At 72.0% G+C, this 15,630-nt stretch carries 8 protein-coding genes and 3 pseudogenes; 10 read left to right on the top strand and 1 reads right to left on the bottom strand.

What is annotated here, in order from left to right; translation table 11 throughout:
* The first annotated feature begins 55 nt into the window (after positions 1-55).
* The 3 genes from AAFF41_RS22490 (at position 56) to AAFF41_RS22480 (ending at position 5,859) form a co-directional block, all read left to right on the top strand.
* A complete protein-coding gene (locus AAFF41_RS22490; protein ID WP_425526142.1) occupies positions 56-3,046 on the top strand; it encodes an FAD-binding and (Fe-S)-binding domain-containing protein in 2,991 nt (996 codons plus the stop codon).
* A gap of 289 nt (positions 3,047-3,335) precedes the next feature.
* A complete protein-coding gene (locus tag AAFF41_RS22485; RefSeq protein ID WP_256258009.1) occupies positions 3,336-3,467 on the top strand; it encodes a hypothetical protein in 132 nt (43 codons plus the stop codon).
* 88 nt (positions 3,468-3,555) lie between these two features.
* Positions 3,556-5,859, top strand: a complete 2,304-nt coding sequence (locus AAFF41_RS22480) for an ABC transporter ATP-binding protein (protein WP_343324528.1) — start codon at positions 3,556-3,558, stop codon at positions 5,857-5,859.
* 102 nt (positions 5,860-5,961) lie between these two features.
* Here the strand turns inward: AAFF41_RS22480 and AAFF41_RS22475 are convergent.
* Positions 5,962-7,617 (bottom strand): annotated as a pseudogene (locus tag AAFF41_RS22475) (IS200/IS605 family accessory protein TnpB-related protein).
* A gap of 215 nt (positions 7,618-7,832) precedes the next feature.
* Here AAFF41_RS22475 and AAFF41_RS22470 point away from each other — a divergent pair.
* The 7 genes and pseudogenes from AAFF41_RS22470 (at position 7,833) to AAFF41_RS22445 (ending at position 15,565) form a co-directional block, all read left to right on the top strand.
* Entirely contained in the window at positions 7,833-8,729 is an 897-nt protein-coding gene (locus AAFF41_RS22470) for an EamA family transporter (RefSeq protein WP_319748864.1), read from the top strand.
* Complete coding sequence (locus AAFF41_RS22465; protein ID WP_319748767.1) at positions 8,726-9,100, top strand: SDR family oxidoreductase; 375 nt, start codon at positions 8,726-8,728, stop codon at positions 9,098-9,100. Before AAFF41_RS22470 ends, AAFF41_RS22465 begins: the two co-directional genes overlap by 4 nt.
* Positions 8,986-9,378 (top strand): annotated as a pseudogene (locus AAFF41_RS51635) (DUF6924 domain-containing protein); the annotation flags it as partial. The gene AAFF41_RS22465 and the pseudogene AAFF41_RS51635, both read left to right, overlap by 115 nt.
* Before the next feature lie 231 nt (positions 9,379-9,609).
* Positions 9,610-10,404, top strand: coding sequence for a TIGR03084 family metal-binding protein (locus tag AAFF41_RS22460; RefSeq protein WP_343324526.1), 795 nt, complete (start codon positions 9,610-9,612; stop codon positions 10,402-10,404).
* The gene (locus AAFF41_RS22455) at positions 10,401-12,098 is read left to right on the top strand and encodes an acyclic terpene utilization AtuA family protein (protein WP_343324525.1); all 1,698 of its coding nucleotides are present in this window, start codon (positions 10,401-10,403) and stop codon (positions 12,096-12,098) included. Before AAFF41_RS22460 ends, AAFF41_RS22455 begins: the two co-directional genes overlap by 4 nt.
* Positions 12,095-13,692: pseudogene (locus AAFF41_RS22450) on the top strand (acyl-CoA carboxylase subunit beta). The gene AAFF41_RS22455 and the pseudogene AAFF41_RS22450 overlap by 4 nt, the downstream one beginning before the upstream one ends.
* A gap of 7 nt (positions 13,693-13,699) precedes the next feature.
* Positions 13,700-15,565 carry an acetyl/propionyl/methylcrotonyl-CoA carboxylase subunit alpha gene (locus AAFF41_RS22445; protein WP_319748771.1) on the top strand — a complete coding sequence of 622 codons (1,866 nt, stop codon included), beginning with the start codon at positions 13,700-13,702 and terminating at the stop codon, positions 15,563-15,565.
* Positions 15,566-15,630 lie beyond the last annotated feature (65 nt).

Raw genomic sequence — 15,630 nt, 5'->3', positions numbered from 1 at the left:
GATCGATGCGTCACGGTTACGGACCGTTGTCGGTGCGCGGGGTCATCCTGGAGACATGACGGATCTTGGCGCGAAGGACGGCACGAGCGGCGCGGCCGACCCGCCCGACGTGGACGGGCTGCGGGCCGCCCTCGCGGCACAGATGCGCGGCGAGGTCGCCTTCGACGTGACCGCGCGGGCGCTGACCACCATGGACGCGTCCAACTACCGCCGGGTCCCACTCGGCGTGGTCCGCCCGCGCGACGCCGACGACGTGGCGGCCGCCCTGTCCGTGTGCCGGGCCCACGGGGTGCCGGTCGTGCCGCGCGGCGGCGGCACGTCGATCGCGGGACAGGCGACCGGCACCGGGGTCGTCCTCGACCTCACCCGCCACATGAACCGGATCGTCACGCTCGACCCCGAGTCGCGCACGGCCGTCGTCCAGCCCGGTGTCGTCCTCGACCGCCTCCAGGAGGCCGCGGCCCCGCACGGCCTGCGCTTCGGACCCGACCCCTCCACGCACAGCCGCTGCACCCTCGGCGGCATGATCGGGAACAACTCCTGCGGCTCGCACTCGGTGGCCTGGGGCACGACGGCGGACAGCGTGCGCGCACTGTCGGTGGTCAAGGGGAACGGCTCCGTCGTACGGCTGGGCCAGAGCTGGCAGGGCGCCCCGGACGGCCTCCGGACCTTGGTCGAGGGTGAGCTGGCCCGCCTGCGCACGGGTTTCCCGGAGCTGCCCCGCCGAATCTCCGGCTACGCGCTCGACGCGCTGCTCCCCGAGAAGGGCGCCGACGTCGCCCGCTCCTTCTGCGGCTCCGAGGGCACGCTCGGGGTGCTCACGGAGGCGGTCGTACGCCTGGTCGAGGCACCGCGTGCGCGGGCGCTGGCCGTGCTGGCGTACGCGGACGAGAGCGCGGCGGCCGAGGCGGCGGCCGGGCTGCTGCCGCTGGGGCCACTCACCGTGGAGGGGATGGCCGCGGACCTCGTACCGCCGGACGCGGGGCTGCCGCGCGGCGGCGCGTGGCTGTTCGTGGAGACGGGGGGCGCGGACCCGGCGGAAGCACGCGCGCGTGCGGACGCGATCGTCCGGGCCGCCGACGTCCTCGACGCCCTCGTGGTCACCGACCCGGCCGGACAGCGCGCCCTGTGGCGGCTGCGCGAGGACGCGAGCGGCACGGCGACCCGGATGCCGGACGGGAGCGAGGCATGGCCGGGCTGGGAGGACTGCGCGGTGCCGCCGGCCCGGCTCGGCGCGTACCTGCGCGACTTCCGGCGCCTGCTGAGCGCCCACGACCTGCGCGGCACCCCGTACGGGCACTTCGGCGACGGCTGCATCCACGTCCGCATCGACTTCGACCTGCTGACCGGCGCGGGCATCGGCCGCTTCCGCCGCTTCTCCGAGGAACTGGCCGAACTGGTGGTCTCCCACGGAGGCTCCCTCTCGGGCGAGCACGGCGACGGGCAGGCACGGGCCGAACTGCTGCCCAGGATGTACGGCACGGAGCTGGTCGGCCTCTTCGAGCGGGCCAAGGACCTGTGGGACCCGGACGACCTGCTCAACCCAGGGATGCTGGTACGCCCGCACCGGCTGGACGAGAACCTGCGCTTCGCGGTGCTGCCGCGCGAGCCGGTGGACGTGGCGTTCGGATATCCGGCGGACGGCGGGGACTTCTCGGCGGCGGTGCGCAGATGCGTGGGGGTCGCCAAGTGCCGTACGACGGCCGCCGACGCGGGCGTCATGTGCCCGTCGTTCCGGGCGACGGGCGAGGAGGAGCACTCCACGCGCGGGCGGGCCCGGCTGCTGCACGAGATGCTCGCGGGCGAGGTGGTCACCGACGGCTGGCGCTCGACCGAGGTCCGGGACGCGCTCGACCTGTGCCTGTCCTGCAAGGGCTGCCGCTCCGACTGCCCGGTGGGCGTCGACATGGCCACGTACAAGGCGGAGTTCCTGCACCACCACTACGAAGGCAGGAGGCGCCCCGCCGCGCACCGCACGATGGGCCGGCTGCCGGCGTGGCTGCGCCTGGTCGACCGCACGGGAACGGCGCCGCTGCTCAACTCCCTGGCATCCGTACGGCCGTTCGCGGCGCTCGCCAAACGGCTCGGTGGGATCGCACCCGAGCGGGAGATCCCGCGCCTGGCACCGGAGACGTTCAGCCGGTGGTGGGGGCGGCGGTTCAAGGACCGGGTGCGGCGGATGATGCGCGAGGGGGCGTACGGCCCAGAGGTGGAGCTCGACGAGCCCCCGAGGAAGGTGGCGATCCTCTGGCCGGACACCTTCACCGAGCACCTGTCGCCCTCCGTGGGGCAGGCGGCCGTACGGGTGTTGGAGGCGGCGGGGGTGGACGTGATGCTCCCGCCGACGGTGGTGATGCGCAAGCGGACGCCGCGGGTCGGGGAGAGCGTGTCCCTCTCGCACCACCCCTGGTCGGTGGGCGCGCGGGGCCACGTCTGCTGCGGACTGACGTACGTCTCCACGGGCCAACTCGACCGCGCCCGCGCGGTGATGCGCCGCACGCTCGACCTGATGGGCGTGTTCCTGGACCCGGACGTCCATCCGCGGCCACCCACCGTCGTCGTCCTGGAACCGAGCTGCGCCGCCGCTCTGCGCACGGACCTCCCCGAGCTCCTGCACGACGACCCGCGCGCGGCGCGCCTCGCCGCGGCGGTGCTGACGTTCGCCGAGGCCCTGGAGCGCCTCGCCCCTGACTGGTCACCCCCGCTCCTCGACCGTCCGGTGACCGGCCAGACCCACTGCCACCAGCACGCCGTCCTCGGCGACGGCGCCGACCGCCGGCTGCGCGAGGCGGCGGGCCTCACCGGCTCCCTCGCGGGCGGATGCTGCGGACTCGCGGGCAACTTCGGCTTCGAGAAGGGCCATTACGAGGTGTCGAAGACCTGCGCGGAGGAACAGCTGCTCCCGGCCGTGCGGGCCGCCGCCCCCGACACCCTGCTTCTCGCGGACGGTTTCTCCTGCCGCACACAGCTGGAACAGCTGGCGGGACGCAAGGGGCGGCATCTGGCCGAGGCGCTGGCGGAGGCGCTGGACCAAGGGGTGGACTGAGGGGTGGACCAAGGGGGGACCTGGAGGTCGACCGAGGGTCGGACTGACGGCGTGGATATCCAATTCCCAGGTTTTTTAGGAAACTCTCAGGTTTCATAAGGGGATTCACAGTCGTCATGTGCTGCATTTTGCTGTGCCTTGGGGTGCGGGCCGTGTAGGTTCCCTCATGTCGGGCAGCAGGGAAAACCGAGGTGACGACCAGGAATTCCCGCCCGAGTCCGCAGAGAATTCTCGCACCATCGCACTATTGCGCTCGCTCTTGCGTAGCCAGAAACCTCAAGGAGTTGGCATGAGCTTCAAGAAGCTTGCCCCCCTGCCCCCCAAGCCCAAGTCGAAGCAGCTCCCGCCCCCGCCGGCGCCGAAGCCGCGCAAGAAGGCGCACAAGCCGCTCCCCAAGCCGTTCCCCAACGACGAACGCTGATCGAGCGGTAGCGGAGAGGCCGACGGCGCGCCGTCGGCCTCTCTCTTTGAATTCCACGGCGCGGCCTGCAATTCAAATGAGGAGGGCCATGACCCGGCAAATGCGGAATCAGGGGTACGAGAAACAAGAGGAATACGTGAAAACCGGCGTCGGCGCGGTCGCGGACGATCGGTACGAGGACGACGCGTACGAGGACGACGATGAACTCGACCACGACACGCCGACCATTCCCGCCCGTACCGCCTTCCGGCGCTTCTGGCCGCTGACCAGGGGACTGCGGAGCTGGCTGTTGGCCATCTGGCTGTGCACGGTCCTGGCAGCCCTCGCCGAGACCGCCGCCATCCTCCTCTTCGGCGATCTGACCGACCACGCCCTGCAACAGGGCTCACTGGCCGCGTTCTGGGCCCCGGCCGCCGAATGGCTGGCCGTCGCCGTGCTCGGCGCCGCCGTCGCCTACGCGGGCAACTCCCTCGCCACCTGGGTCACCGAGCGCTTCGTGATGCGGCTGCGCGAGCATGTCTTCGACCACGTACAACACTTGCCGCCGCACTTCTTCCAACGGCACCGTCAGGGCGATCTGTTGTCCCGGCTGACCAGCGACGTCGAGTCGATCGAGACGTTGGTCGTGTCCGGGCTCGTGGGCGCGGCGTCGGCGGCGTTCAGTGCGCTCTTCTACGCGGCCGCCGCCTTCTGGCTGCGCTGGGACCTGGCCGCGGCGACCTTCGTGCTCGCCCCCCTGTTCTGGCTGGCCGCCCGCCGCTTCTCCGGCTCCATCAAGTCCGTCTCGCGCGACGGCCGGGTCGCCGACGGCGCGATCACCTCCGTCGTCGAGGAGTCCCTCGGCAACATCGTCCTCACCCAGGCGTACGACCGCCGTGACGCCGAGCGGCGGCGGCTGAACCAGGAGGCGAACGCCTGGTTCAGGGCCTCCGTACGCTCCGGGCGCCTCAACGAGCTGTACGAGCAGCTCGTCCAGGTCATCGAGACGATCTGCGTGCTCGCGGTCATCGGCCTCGGCGCGTGGGAGATCTCCGGCGGCCGGATGACCCTCGGTCAACTGCTCGCCTTCGCCGCGTTCCTCGGCTACCTCTACCCGCCCGTGCGCGGCCTGGCCCAGCTCGGCCTGACCATCGCCGCCGCCACCGCCGGCGCCGAACGGCTGATCGAGATTCTCGATGTGCGGCCCGCGGTCGCCGACCCGGCGCGCTCGGCGGAGAGCCGGCTCGGCCGCCCCGACGGCGCCGTGGAGGTCCGCGAGGCCACCTTCCGCTACCCCGGTGCGGACACCGACGCCCTGCGCGGCCTGTCCTTCCAGGTCAACCCCGGCGAGCTCGTCATCGTCACCGGCCCGAGCGGCGCGGGCAAGTCCACCGTGTCCAAGCTCCTCCTGCGCTTCTACGACCCGGACGCCGGCTCCGTGCTCCTCGACGGCGTCCCGGTGGGCGACTTCCCGCTGGCCCGGCTGCGTGAGTACGTCACGCTGCTGCCGCAGGAGACCCTCGTCCTGCACGACACCGTCCGCGCCAACATCGGCTGCGGGCGCCCCGGCGCGAGCGACGAGGCGCTGGTGGCGGCCGCGCGCGCCGCCGACGCGCACGACTTCATCGTGAAGCTGCCGGACGGATACGCCACCAAGATCGACCCCAACTCGGCCCGCCTCTCCGGCGGCCAGCTCCAGCGGCTCGCCATCGCCCGCGCCATCCTGCGCGACGCCCCCGTCCTCGTCCTCGACGAGCCGACGACCGGCCTGGACGCGATGGCCGCGCGCCGCGTGATCAAGCCGCTGCGGCGTCTGATGCAGGGCCGTACGACGATCATGATCACCCACGACCTCAACCTCGCGCCCGACGCCGACCGTATCCTCGTCGTCGACCGCGGCCGTGTGGTCGAAACCGGCCGCCACGACGAACTCCTGGCCCGCGGCGGCGCGTACGCCCGTCTGCACGGATCGCAGAACAACGCGCTGATGGACACCGGAGAGCTGCGGCTGCCGCTGTTCACGGAGGCGGAGGTTCCGGTGGGCGGCGCGGTGCCGGTGGGGATGCCGACCGGCGCGGTGCCGGAGGGGATGTCGACCGGGGTGCCTGTGGGAGCGCCGACGGGGGTGCCCGCCGGGGTGCCGATGGATTGCGCGGGGGGCTTCGTGGCGGAAGCGGCCCCGCAGTACGCGTACTACGGGGCCGCCGGGCAGTCCGGGGCCGAGGGGGCCCGGTACCCCGGTGCGTCTCCCGATCCCTACCCCCTCCCCGGCCCCTGCCCCTTCCCCGGCCCCTACCCCCTCCCCGATCCCGGCTCCCTTCCCGATCCCGATCCTCTGCGGGACCCCCTTGACGGCTATCTGCCCGACGGTCGGCCCCTCTTCCGCGACGAGGCACCCTGGACAGGCGCATAAGGGGTTCACGTGCCTGACTTAGTCCATTACTGTGGACTGAGAAGTGCACCTTGATGCACGACTTCCAAGTCGATCCCCTGGAAGGCCCCGTGAACACCGTTTCTAGAGACTGAGCGGGAGTGAGTCCTGTTGCCAGATCTCATGCTCAGCCGCGTGTCCCGAACGGTGTTGGACACGCTGGTCTCCCGCGTTCGCGCCGTGTCCGGGCCCGGCGCATCGTGTGCGCGGTCCGGGAACACGGGGGCGGGTTCCCTCACGCCTGAGGACGCCCGGTCGGGCCTGGACGGTCCGATGCCCACGACGATCGCTCTGGTCGTCGTGGGGCGGTGCCGTCCGTCGCCGGATCGGGTGTCCCTGGGCGCGCCTGCCGATCGCGATGCTCGCCGCATCGTGTCGGCTGGTCTTGCGGGATGTACTGGTCGTGGGGCGCTGCCAGTGTTGGGCTCCCCACTTGGATGTGTAAGCGGGATCGACGGCGATGACCGCAATGCCGGTCGCGTCGGCCATCGAGGTGAGGCGGGCACGGAGCTTGCCGGTGGGCATGCCGGAGAGCAGTTGCCTAAACCGCTTCTTGCGGCCGTGCTTCTCCCTTGTCCTCTCGGCGGTGAAGTCCAGATCCTCAACGGCGATGGCCTTCACACCGCACGTCCTGGCCCAGTTCAGCAGGCGAGACAGGGCGTGGCGGACCTGGGCGTCGCGGTGATCCGCGTTGCCGGTCAGGTCGTAGAAGAAGCGGCGTGGACTGCCAACGGGATTGCCGTGGTGGTCGAGGCGCCAGGCGGCGAGGTGGTCGGCGGTGGTGTCCACCCCGATCACACCGTGCGCGAGGGCCGCTTCCAGCGGGATCGCGGGGGCGGGCGCGTACTGCCGGCAGGCGGTCAGGTACCAGCGGCCCCGCGCGACATCCAGGTGGATGCGGTAGGCGATGGCCCGGTTGGCCTCCACTCGGTCGGCCCACTCGGGACCCCGGTGCGGGAAGGTGACTCGGGAGGCGAGGACGTACCGGCCGTGCCCGGAGTTGGCGAGTTCCGCCAGCGGGGCAGGCAGCTTGATACTGATCTCACCGTCCGGCGTGACGCGGATGGTCTCGTTCCCGTATCGCTTCCCGGATTCCCCGTCAGCGGCGAGGAACCAGCGCTCCGCCTCCCACCGCTGCCGCCACTGTGCCTCGGTGAGCCCGGCCTCGGTCAGGTGGTGCCGGGTGTTCGCCAGCCGTGTGCCGCCTCGCACCGCGTGAACGCGTCCGGCCTGCCAGTCCTCGACGGCCGCCGTGTGCCGGTCCTTCAACACTGCCAGCCGACGCGACTTCGCGTGCCACTCCCTCGCGGACCGGTAGCCGCCCGGAGCATGCCGGGATCCCCTCTCACCCACGGGCAGCGACAGGCGATGTCGAATCGCCCTGATCCCGGCCTCCAGGCTGTGGATGTGCGCCACGAGGCAACGCCGCGACAGCGCCCACTGATCGTGGCTGGCCTTGGTGACCGACCCGGCCCACCGGGACGACGACAACGAGGTCAGCTCCCGCTTCCGCGCCGCCCACGTGTCCGCGCAATGCTCCAGGCCGTCCGCGCACCGCGCTTTGAGATCCCGCGAGGCGAGCACGCCAAGGTGCGCGCCGACCAGCCGCAGCACTCTCTCGTCCTCAGCCGTGAGGTGTCTCAGCCGGTCACGCACCGCCACACCCGACGGGCCCGCGGCGACAAACGGCTCAGCCAGTCCACGCAGACCCGAAACCGACCGCTCCCCGCTCCCGCGCACCACACTCACCCCCGACCGCCCTTTGATCCGCTTGTCGCACAGGTCAACGAGCCGCACCGAGAAAGGTCACCCGTTCCCACCTCGAACATCAGGACAGTCCATTGGTCGCAACCAAACAGAGCGGGACACGCTCACCCCTACGCACCCACACGCAGTGACACACAGAAAAGCAGGAGTCGTTGGATACCCTCAGCGCAGCCCCGTCCGCCCCGGCGATGGCGCCCGCGCCCGCCCCGGGCGAGGGAGTCCCGAGCCGATGGGGTGCCCTCGGCCCCGTGGGGCTGGTCCTGGCCGGAGGCATCTCGGTGCAGTTCGGTGGCGCGTTGGCGGTCACTCTCATGCCGCGCACCGGCGCGCTCGGAGTCGTCACCCTGCGCCTGCTGGTGGCCGCGATCGTGCTGATGGCCGTCTGCCGGCCCAAGATGCGCGGGCACTCGCGGGCGGACTGGGGCACGGTCGTGATCTTCGGTCTCACCATGGCCGCGATGAACGGCCTCTTCTACCAGTCGGTCGCCCGTATCCCGTTGGGCCCCGCCGTCACCCTCGAGGTCCTCGGCCCGCTCGTCCTCTCGGTCCTCACCTCCCGCCGCGCCCTGAACCTCCTCTGGGCGGGCCTCGCCCTCGGCGGCGTCTTCCTGCTCGGCGGCGGAGGCTTCAGCTCCCTCGACCCGGTCGGCGTCGCCTTCGCCCTGTGCGCGGGCGCGATGTGGGCGGCGTACATCGTCTTCAGCGCGCGTACGGGCCGACGCTTCCCCCAGGCGGACGGGCTCGCGCTCGCCATGGTGGTCGCGGCGGTGGCGTTCCTGCCGCTGGGGATCGCCGAGTCCGGGACCCGGCTGATCGACCCGACGACCGTGGCCCTGGGCGGCGCGGTCGCCGTCATGTCCTCCGTGCTGCCGTACACCCTCGAACTGCTCGCGCTGCGCCGCCTGCCCGCCGCGACCTTCGCCATCCTGATGAGCCTGGAGCCCGCCGTCGCCGCGACCGCCGGCTTCCTCGTCCTGGACCAGGCGCTCTCCGCCACCGAGGCTCTCGCGATCGCCCTGGTCATCGCCGCGAGCATGGGGGCGGTACGGACACAGGTGGGGCGGGGCAGGGCGAAGAACGGGTGACGTCGGGCGCGGCCTGGGCGGGCGGTGCGACGCTCGCCGCCTACGGCGCCACGAAGGCGTTCGACCTGATCCTCGCGGAGAGTCTGTGGGCGGAGTGGCGCACCCGCGGGGTCGACGTACTGGGGCTCGTCCTCGGCAAGACCGACACCCCGTCCATGCGCCGGGCGTTCGACGCCGAGGGCAAGCCGTACGGAGAACTCGCCGACCCCGACGACGTCGCGGCGGCGGCCCTCGACCACCTCGCCGACGGCCCCACCTGGATCTACGGGAGCGACACCCCGACCGGCGGTTCCCCGTTCGGCGCGCTCAGCCGACGCGACGCGGTCCTCGCGATGAGCCGGGGCGCGTCCGCGCACGGCGACGACGCCTGACTCCTGGTCGTCAGGACCGACTTCGGCGACGAAGGGCGTGGACGGCGCTGAAACGCGCGCTGTCTCCGCCCTGGGGCCCCGGAGACTTCGAGCCCCGCGGCCAGGCCGTCGACGACCCCTCCTGGGCGGGTCTCACGACAGCCGACGTACTCGCCGCGGTCTCCGCCGACGACGAACCGGCCGTCGTCCTCCTCGCGGACGGCGTCGGCCTGCGCACCGACCAGGGAGCTCTGCCGGCGGTGTCCACGCTGACCGCGGAGGCGGCGCCCGAGGGCGCCTTCCGTTTCCTTCGGCCCGCGCGGGACGTCTTCTTGCGGCCCGCTCCGGGTTCTTCCCGTGGTCCGCTCGGCACATCAATTAATGCAAGCATGCTTGCTTGTTTCTGTGGCCGCTGCCATGCTCCAGAGCGCACCGCGAAAGACTCCGCACGCCCGCCGCGCATCGCCGCACTTCGCGGCGCATCGCCCGCGCGCCGCCGCACACCGTCGTGCCCCGAGGGGAGCCCCATCGTGTCCGACCCGTCGTCAGTGATCGACGATCTGCACCGGGAGAGCGAAGAACTCGACCTGCTGGTGGGGGACTTGGCAGAGAGCCGCTGGGCACTCGCCACCCCCGCCGCCGGCTGGACCGTCGCTCACCAGATCGCCCACCTGGCCTGGACGGACCGTTCCGCCCTGCTCGCCGTGACGGACGCCGAGGCCTTCGCCACGTTGGTCGAGAAGGCGATGGCCTCGCCCGGCGGATTCGTGGACGAGGGCGCGGAGGAGGGGGCCGGGCTGCCGCCCGCCGCACTGCTCGGCGACTGGCGGGCGGGGCGAACGGCGCTGGAAGAGGCCCTCCGCGCGGCCCCCGCCGGCACCCGCTTCCCCTGGTACGGGCCGCCCATGTCGGTCGCCTCCATGGCCACCGGCCGCTTGATGGAGACCTGGGCCCACGGCCAGGACGTGGCGGACGCGCTGGGCGTGACGCGCACTCCCACCGACCGCCTCCGCCACGTGGCCCGCATCGGCGTACGGGCCCGGGACTTCGCCTTCCACGTACGGGGGCTCACTCCGCCCGCCACCGAGTTCCGCGTCGAACTGGTCGGCCCCCAGGGTGAGGTGTGGACGTACGGGCCCGAAGAGGCACCCCAGCGCGTCACCGGTCCCGCCCTCGACTTCTGTCTTCTGGTCACCCAGCGGGCCCACCGCGGCGACCTCGCCGTACGGGCGGACGGCCCCGACGCCGACCGCTGGCTGGACATCGCACAGGCCTTCGCGGGTCCACCCGGACAGGGCCGCGCGTCCAAGGGAGACGCCAGGTGACCGTCGCGCCCCTGCGGATAGGCAACGCCTCCGGCTTCTACGGCGACCGCTTCGACGCGATGCGCGAGATGCTCACCGGCGGCCCCCTGGACGTCCTCACCGGCGACTACCTCGCCGAACTCACCATGCTCATCCTCGGCCGCGACCGCCTCAAGAACCCCTCCGGCGGCTACGCCCGCACCTTCCTGGGCCAGTTGGAGGAGTGCCTCGGCCTCGCGCACGAGCGGGGCGTGCGGATCGTGGCGAACGCCGGCGGCCTCAACCCCGCCGGACTCGCGGACGCCGTGCGGCAGTTGGCCGACCGCCTCGGCATACCGGTGCGTGTCGCCCACGTCGAGGGCGACGACCTGACCGCCGGCCACCCCAGGAGCCTCGCCGCGCACGCCTACCTCGGTGGTGCCGGGATCGCCACCTGTCTGCGCGAGGGCGCGGACATCGTGGTGACCGGTCGGGTCACCGACGCGGCGCTGGTCACCGGGCCCGCCGTCGCCCACTTCGGCTGGGCGCCGGACGCGTACGACCGCCTCGCCGGCGCCGTCGTCGCCGGTCACGTCCTGGAATGCGGCACCCAGGCCACCGGCGGCAACTACGCCTTCTTCACCGACCACGACCCGGCGCGCCTTCGTCACCCGGGATTCCCGCTCGCCGAACTCCACGAGGACGGCACCAGCGTCATCACCAAGCACGGCGGCTCCGGCGGCCTCGTGGACATCGGCACCGTCACCGCACAGCTCCTCTACGAGACCTCCGGCGCCCGGTACGCGGGCCCCGACGTCACCGCCCGCCTCGACTCGGTCCGCCTCACCCAGGAGGCCCCCGACCGCGTCCGCGTCTCCGGTGTACGCGGCGAGGCCCCGCCCCCCACCCTCAAGGTCGGCCTCAACCGCCTCGGCGGCTACCGCAACGAAGTCGTCTTCGTCCTCACCGGCCTCGACATCGAGGCGAAGGCCGCCCTCGTCCGGGACCAGATGGAGGCGGCCCTCGACGCGGCCAAGTCGCGTCCCACGGAGGTCCGCTGGGACCTCGCCCGCACCGACCACCCCGACGCCCCCACGGAGGAGACCGCGAGCGCCCTCCTGCGCCTCGTCGTACGTGACCCCGACCAGGACGCGGTGGGCCGCACCCTCAGCGGCGCCGCCATCGAACTGGCCCTGGCCAGCTACCCCGGCTTCCACGTGATCGCGCCCCCGGGAAAGGGCTCCCCCTACGGGGTCTTCGAGGTCGTGTACGTCCCCCAGGGCGCCGTGGAGCATGTGGCGGTCCTCCACGACGGGCGACGGGTGCCGGTTGCCCCGGCCACCGACACCCTCGTACTCGAACCGGCGCCCGAGCCCGCTCTGCCCGAACCGCTCCCTCCGGGGCCGACGCGACGCGCTCCTCTGGGCGTGGTCGCGGGTGCGCGCAGTGGGGACAAGGGTGGCAACGCGAATGTCGGGGTGTGGGTGCGATCGGATGACGCGTGGCGCTGGCTGGTTCACCAACTGACAGCTGACAGATTTCAGAGTCTGATAACTGAAAGCTGTCATCTGAAAGTTGTCCGTCACACTCTGCCGAACCTCCGCGCCCTCAACTTCGTCGTCGAAGGAATCCTCGGCGAAGGCGTCGCCTCCCAGCACCGCTTCGACCCCCAGGCCAAGGCCCTGGGCGAATGGCTCCGTTCCCGCCACCTCGACATCCCGGAGGCTCTGCTGTGACGGTCCTGGCGTCCGCCCTGGACACCGCCGCCCCCGACTACACCGCCCACCGCGAGGCCATGCTCGCCAAGCTCGCCGAGCTGGACACCGAACACGCCAAGGCGCTCGCGGGCGGCGGCGAGAAGTACGTGGCCCGGCACCGCAAGCGCGGCAAGCTGCTCGCCCGTGAACGCATCGAGCTGCTGCTCGACCCCGACACCCCGTTCCTGGAGCTGTCGCCGCTCGCGGCCTGGGGGAGCGAGTACGCGGTCGGCGCGTCACTGGTGACCGGGATCGGGGTCGTCGAGGGCGTGGAGTGCCTGATCACCGCGAACGACCCGACCGTGCGGGGCGGCGCCAGTAATCCCTGGAGCCTGAAGAAGGCCCTGCGGGCCAACGACATCGCCCTCGCCAACCGGCTGCCGTGCATCAGCCTGGTGGAGTCGGGCGGCGCCGATCTGCCGTCGCAGAAGGAGATCTTCATCCCCGGGGAGCGATTTTCCGCGACCTCACCAGGTTGTCGGCGGCGGGGATCCCGACCGTCGCCGTCGTCTTCGGCAACTCCACCGCCGGGGGCGCGTACATCCCCGGCATGTCCGACCACGTGATCATGGTCAAGGAGCGGGCGAAGGTCTTCCTGGGCGGGCCGCCGCTGGTGAAGATGGCGACCGGCGAGGAGAGCGACGACGAGTCCCTGGGCGGCGCCGAGATGCACGCGCGCGTGTCGGGTCTCGCGGACTACTTCGCCGTCGACGAACAGGACGCCCTCCGCCAGGCCAGGCGCGTCGTCGCCCGGCTCAACCACCGCAAGGCGTTCGGCGATCCCGGTCCGGCCGAGCCCCCCAAGTACGACGAGGACGAGCTCCTGGGAATCGTCCCCGGCGACCTCCGACACCCCTTCGACCCGCGCGAGGTCATCGCCCGCGTGGTCGACGGCTCCGACTTCGACGAGTTCAAGCCCCTCTACGGGACGAGCCTCACGACCGGCTGGGCAACCCTCCACGGCTATCCCGTCGGCATCCTGGCCAACACCCAAGGAGTGCTGTTCAGCGCCGAGTCCCAGAAGGCCGCCCAGTTCATCCAGCTCGCCAACCAGCGCGACATCCCTCTCCTCTTCCTGCACAACACCACCGGCTACATGGTCGGCAAGGAGTACGAGCAGGGCGGGATCATCAAGCACGGCGCGATGATGATCAACGCCGTCTCCAACTCGAAGGTCCCCCACCTGTCCGTCCTCCTGGGGGCCTCCTACGGAGCCGGTCACTACGGCATGTGCGGGCGCGCCTACGACCCGCGCTTCCTGTTCGCCTGGCCCAGCGCCAAGTCCGCCGTCATGGGTCCCCAGCAGCTCGCGGGCGTCCTCTCGATCGTCGCCCGGCAGTCGGCCGCGGCCAAGGGGCAGCCCTACGACGAGGACGCCGACGCGGCCCTGCGCGCCATGGTGGAGCAGCAGATCGAGTCGGAGTCCCTACCGATGTTCCTGTCCGGGCGGCTGTACGACGACGGGGTCATCGACCCCCGCGACACCCGCACCGTTCTCGGCCTGTGCCTGTCCGCGATCCACACGGCCCCCTATGAGGGTGCGCGCGGTGGCTTCGGCGTCTTCCGGATGTGAGGTCCCAGTGATTAGTTCCGTCCTCGTGGCCAATCGGGGCGAGATCGCCTGCCGGGTCTTCCGCACCTGCGGTGAGTTGGGGATCCGGACCGTCGCCGTGTACTCGGACGCCGACGAGAACGCCCTCCACACGCGTGTGGCCGACGAGGCGGTACGGCTGCCGGGGGCGGCGCCCTCGGACACGTATCTGCGCGGCGACCTGATCGTGAAGGCCGCCCTCAGCGCGGGCGCGGACGCCGTGCACCCCGGGTACGGCTTCCTCTCCGAGAACCCCGGCTTCGCGCGGGCCGTCCTCGACGCGGGCCTCGTCTGGATCGGGCCGCCGCCCGAGGCCATCGAGGCGATGGCCTCCAAGACGCGCGCCAGGAAACTGATGGGGCTGCAACCGCTGGAGACGGTCACCGCCGCCGATCTCCCGGTGCTCGTCAAGGCGGCCGCGGGCGGTGGCGGACGCGGGATGCGCGTCGTACGCGAGCTCGACGCCCTCGACGCCGAGCTGAGCGCCGCCCGCGCCGAGGCCCTCAGCGCCTTCGGAGACGGCGAGGTCTTCGTCGAGCCCTACGTAGAGGGCGGTCGGCACGTGGAAGTGCAGATCCTCGCCGACGCGCACGGCACGGTCTGGGCGCTCGGCACCCGCGACTGCTCCCTCCAGCGCCGCCATCAGAAGGTCGTCGAGGAGGCCCCGGCCCCCGGTCTCGGAGACCTCACGGAAACCCTCTACGACCTGTCCGTGCGGGCCGTCCGAGCCGTCGACTACGTGGGCGCGGGAACGGTCGAGTTCCTGGTCGCCGACGGCAAGGCCCACTTCCTGGAGATGAACACCCGCCTCCAGGTCGAACACCCGGTGACGGAGGCGGTCTTCGGCGTCGATCTCGTCGCGCTCCAGATCCAGGTGGCGGAAGGCGCGGCGCTCGCGAACGACCCCCCACGCGCGCGTGGGCACGCGATCGAGGCCCGGCTGTACGCCGAGGACCCGGCGCGGTCCTGGGCCCCGCAGACCGGCACCCTGCACCGCCTCGCCGTCCCGGAGGGCGTCCGCCTGGACACCGGTTACACCGACGGCGACCCGATCGGCGTCCACTACGACCCGATGCTGGCGAAGGCGATCGCGTACGCGCCCACGCGCGCGGAGGCCCTCCGCAAGCTGTCGGGTGCCCTGGAACGTGCCGACATCCACGGCCCGGCGACCAACAGGGATCTGCTCGTACGCTCCTTGCGGCACCCGGAGTTCGCGGAGGCCCGCATGGACACCGGGTTCTACGAGCGCCACCTCGCCGCCCTCACGACGTCGGCCCCGGACCCGTACGCGCCCCTGGCGGCGGCCCTGGCGGACGCGCGGGGCCACGCCCGCTCCCGGTTCGGCGGCTGGCGCAACCTCCCCTCGCAGCCCCAGGTCAAGCGCTACGACCTGGCCGGCACCGAGCACGAGGTGCGCTACCAGCACACCCGTGCGGGCCTCACGGCCGACGGGGTGCGCGTGGTGCACGCCGACGCCCGTCTCGTCGTACTCGAAGTGGACGGCGTACGCAGGAAGTTCGAGGTGACGCGGTACGGCGACCAGGTGTTCGTGAACACCACCGCCCTCACCGCCCTGCCCCGCTTCCCCGACCCCACCGCACAGCAGGCCCCCGGCTCCCTGCTGGCTCCCATGCCCGGAACCGTCGTCCGCGTCGCAGAGGGACTGGCCACGGGAGCCGCCGTACGGGCCGGGGAGCCCCTCCTGTGGCTGGAGGCGATGAAGATGGAACACAAGATCTCCGCGCCGACGGCAGGCACGCTCACGGCCCTCCATGCCACCCCCGGCCAACAGGTGGAGGTCGGGACCCTGCTGGCAGTGGTGGAGACAACACCGGTGAGTACAGCGCCCCGATAGGGGCGCGGGGAACTGCGCGACCAGCCACAAACAACCCGCAGCGTCATGACGGCCCCAGGAGTCCC

The organism is Streptomyces mirabilis, from assembly GCF_039503195.1.
Taxonomy (GTDB): domain Bacteria; phylum Actinomycetota; class Actinomycetes; order Streptomycetales; family Streptomycetaceae; genus Streptomyces; species Streptomyces mirabilis_D.
The sequence above is the reverse complement of the archived record's forward strand: the minus strand, read 5'-3'. Positions and strand labels throughout refer to the sequence as shown.

Bases quoted from the DNA above. Each gene is read 5' to 3' on its own strand.
- AAFF41_RS22470 (WP_319748864.1), top strand. From the start codon at position 7,833: ATGGCGCCCGCGCCCGCCCCGGGCGAGGGAGTCCCGAGCCGATGGGGT.
- AAFF41_RS22490 (WP_425526142.1), top strand. From the start codon at position 56: ATGACGGATCTTGGCGCGAAGGACGGCACGAGCGGCGCGGCCGACCCG.
- AAFF41_RS22485 (WP_256258009.1), top strand. From the start codon at position 3,336: ATGAGCTTCAAGAAGCTTGCCCCCCTGCCCCCCAAGCCCAAGTCGAAG.
- AAFF41_RS22480 (WP_343324528.1), top strand. From the start codon at position 3,556: ATGACCCGGCAAATGCGGAATCAGGGGTACGAGAAACAAGAGGAATAC.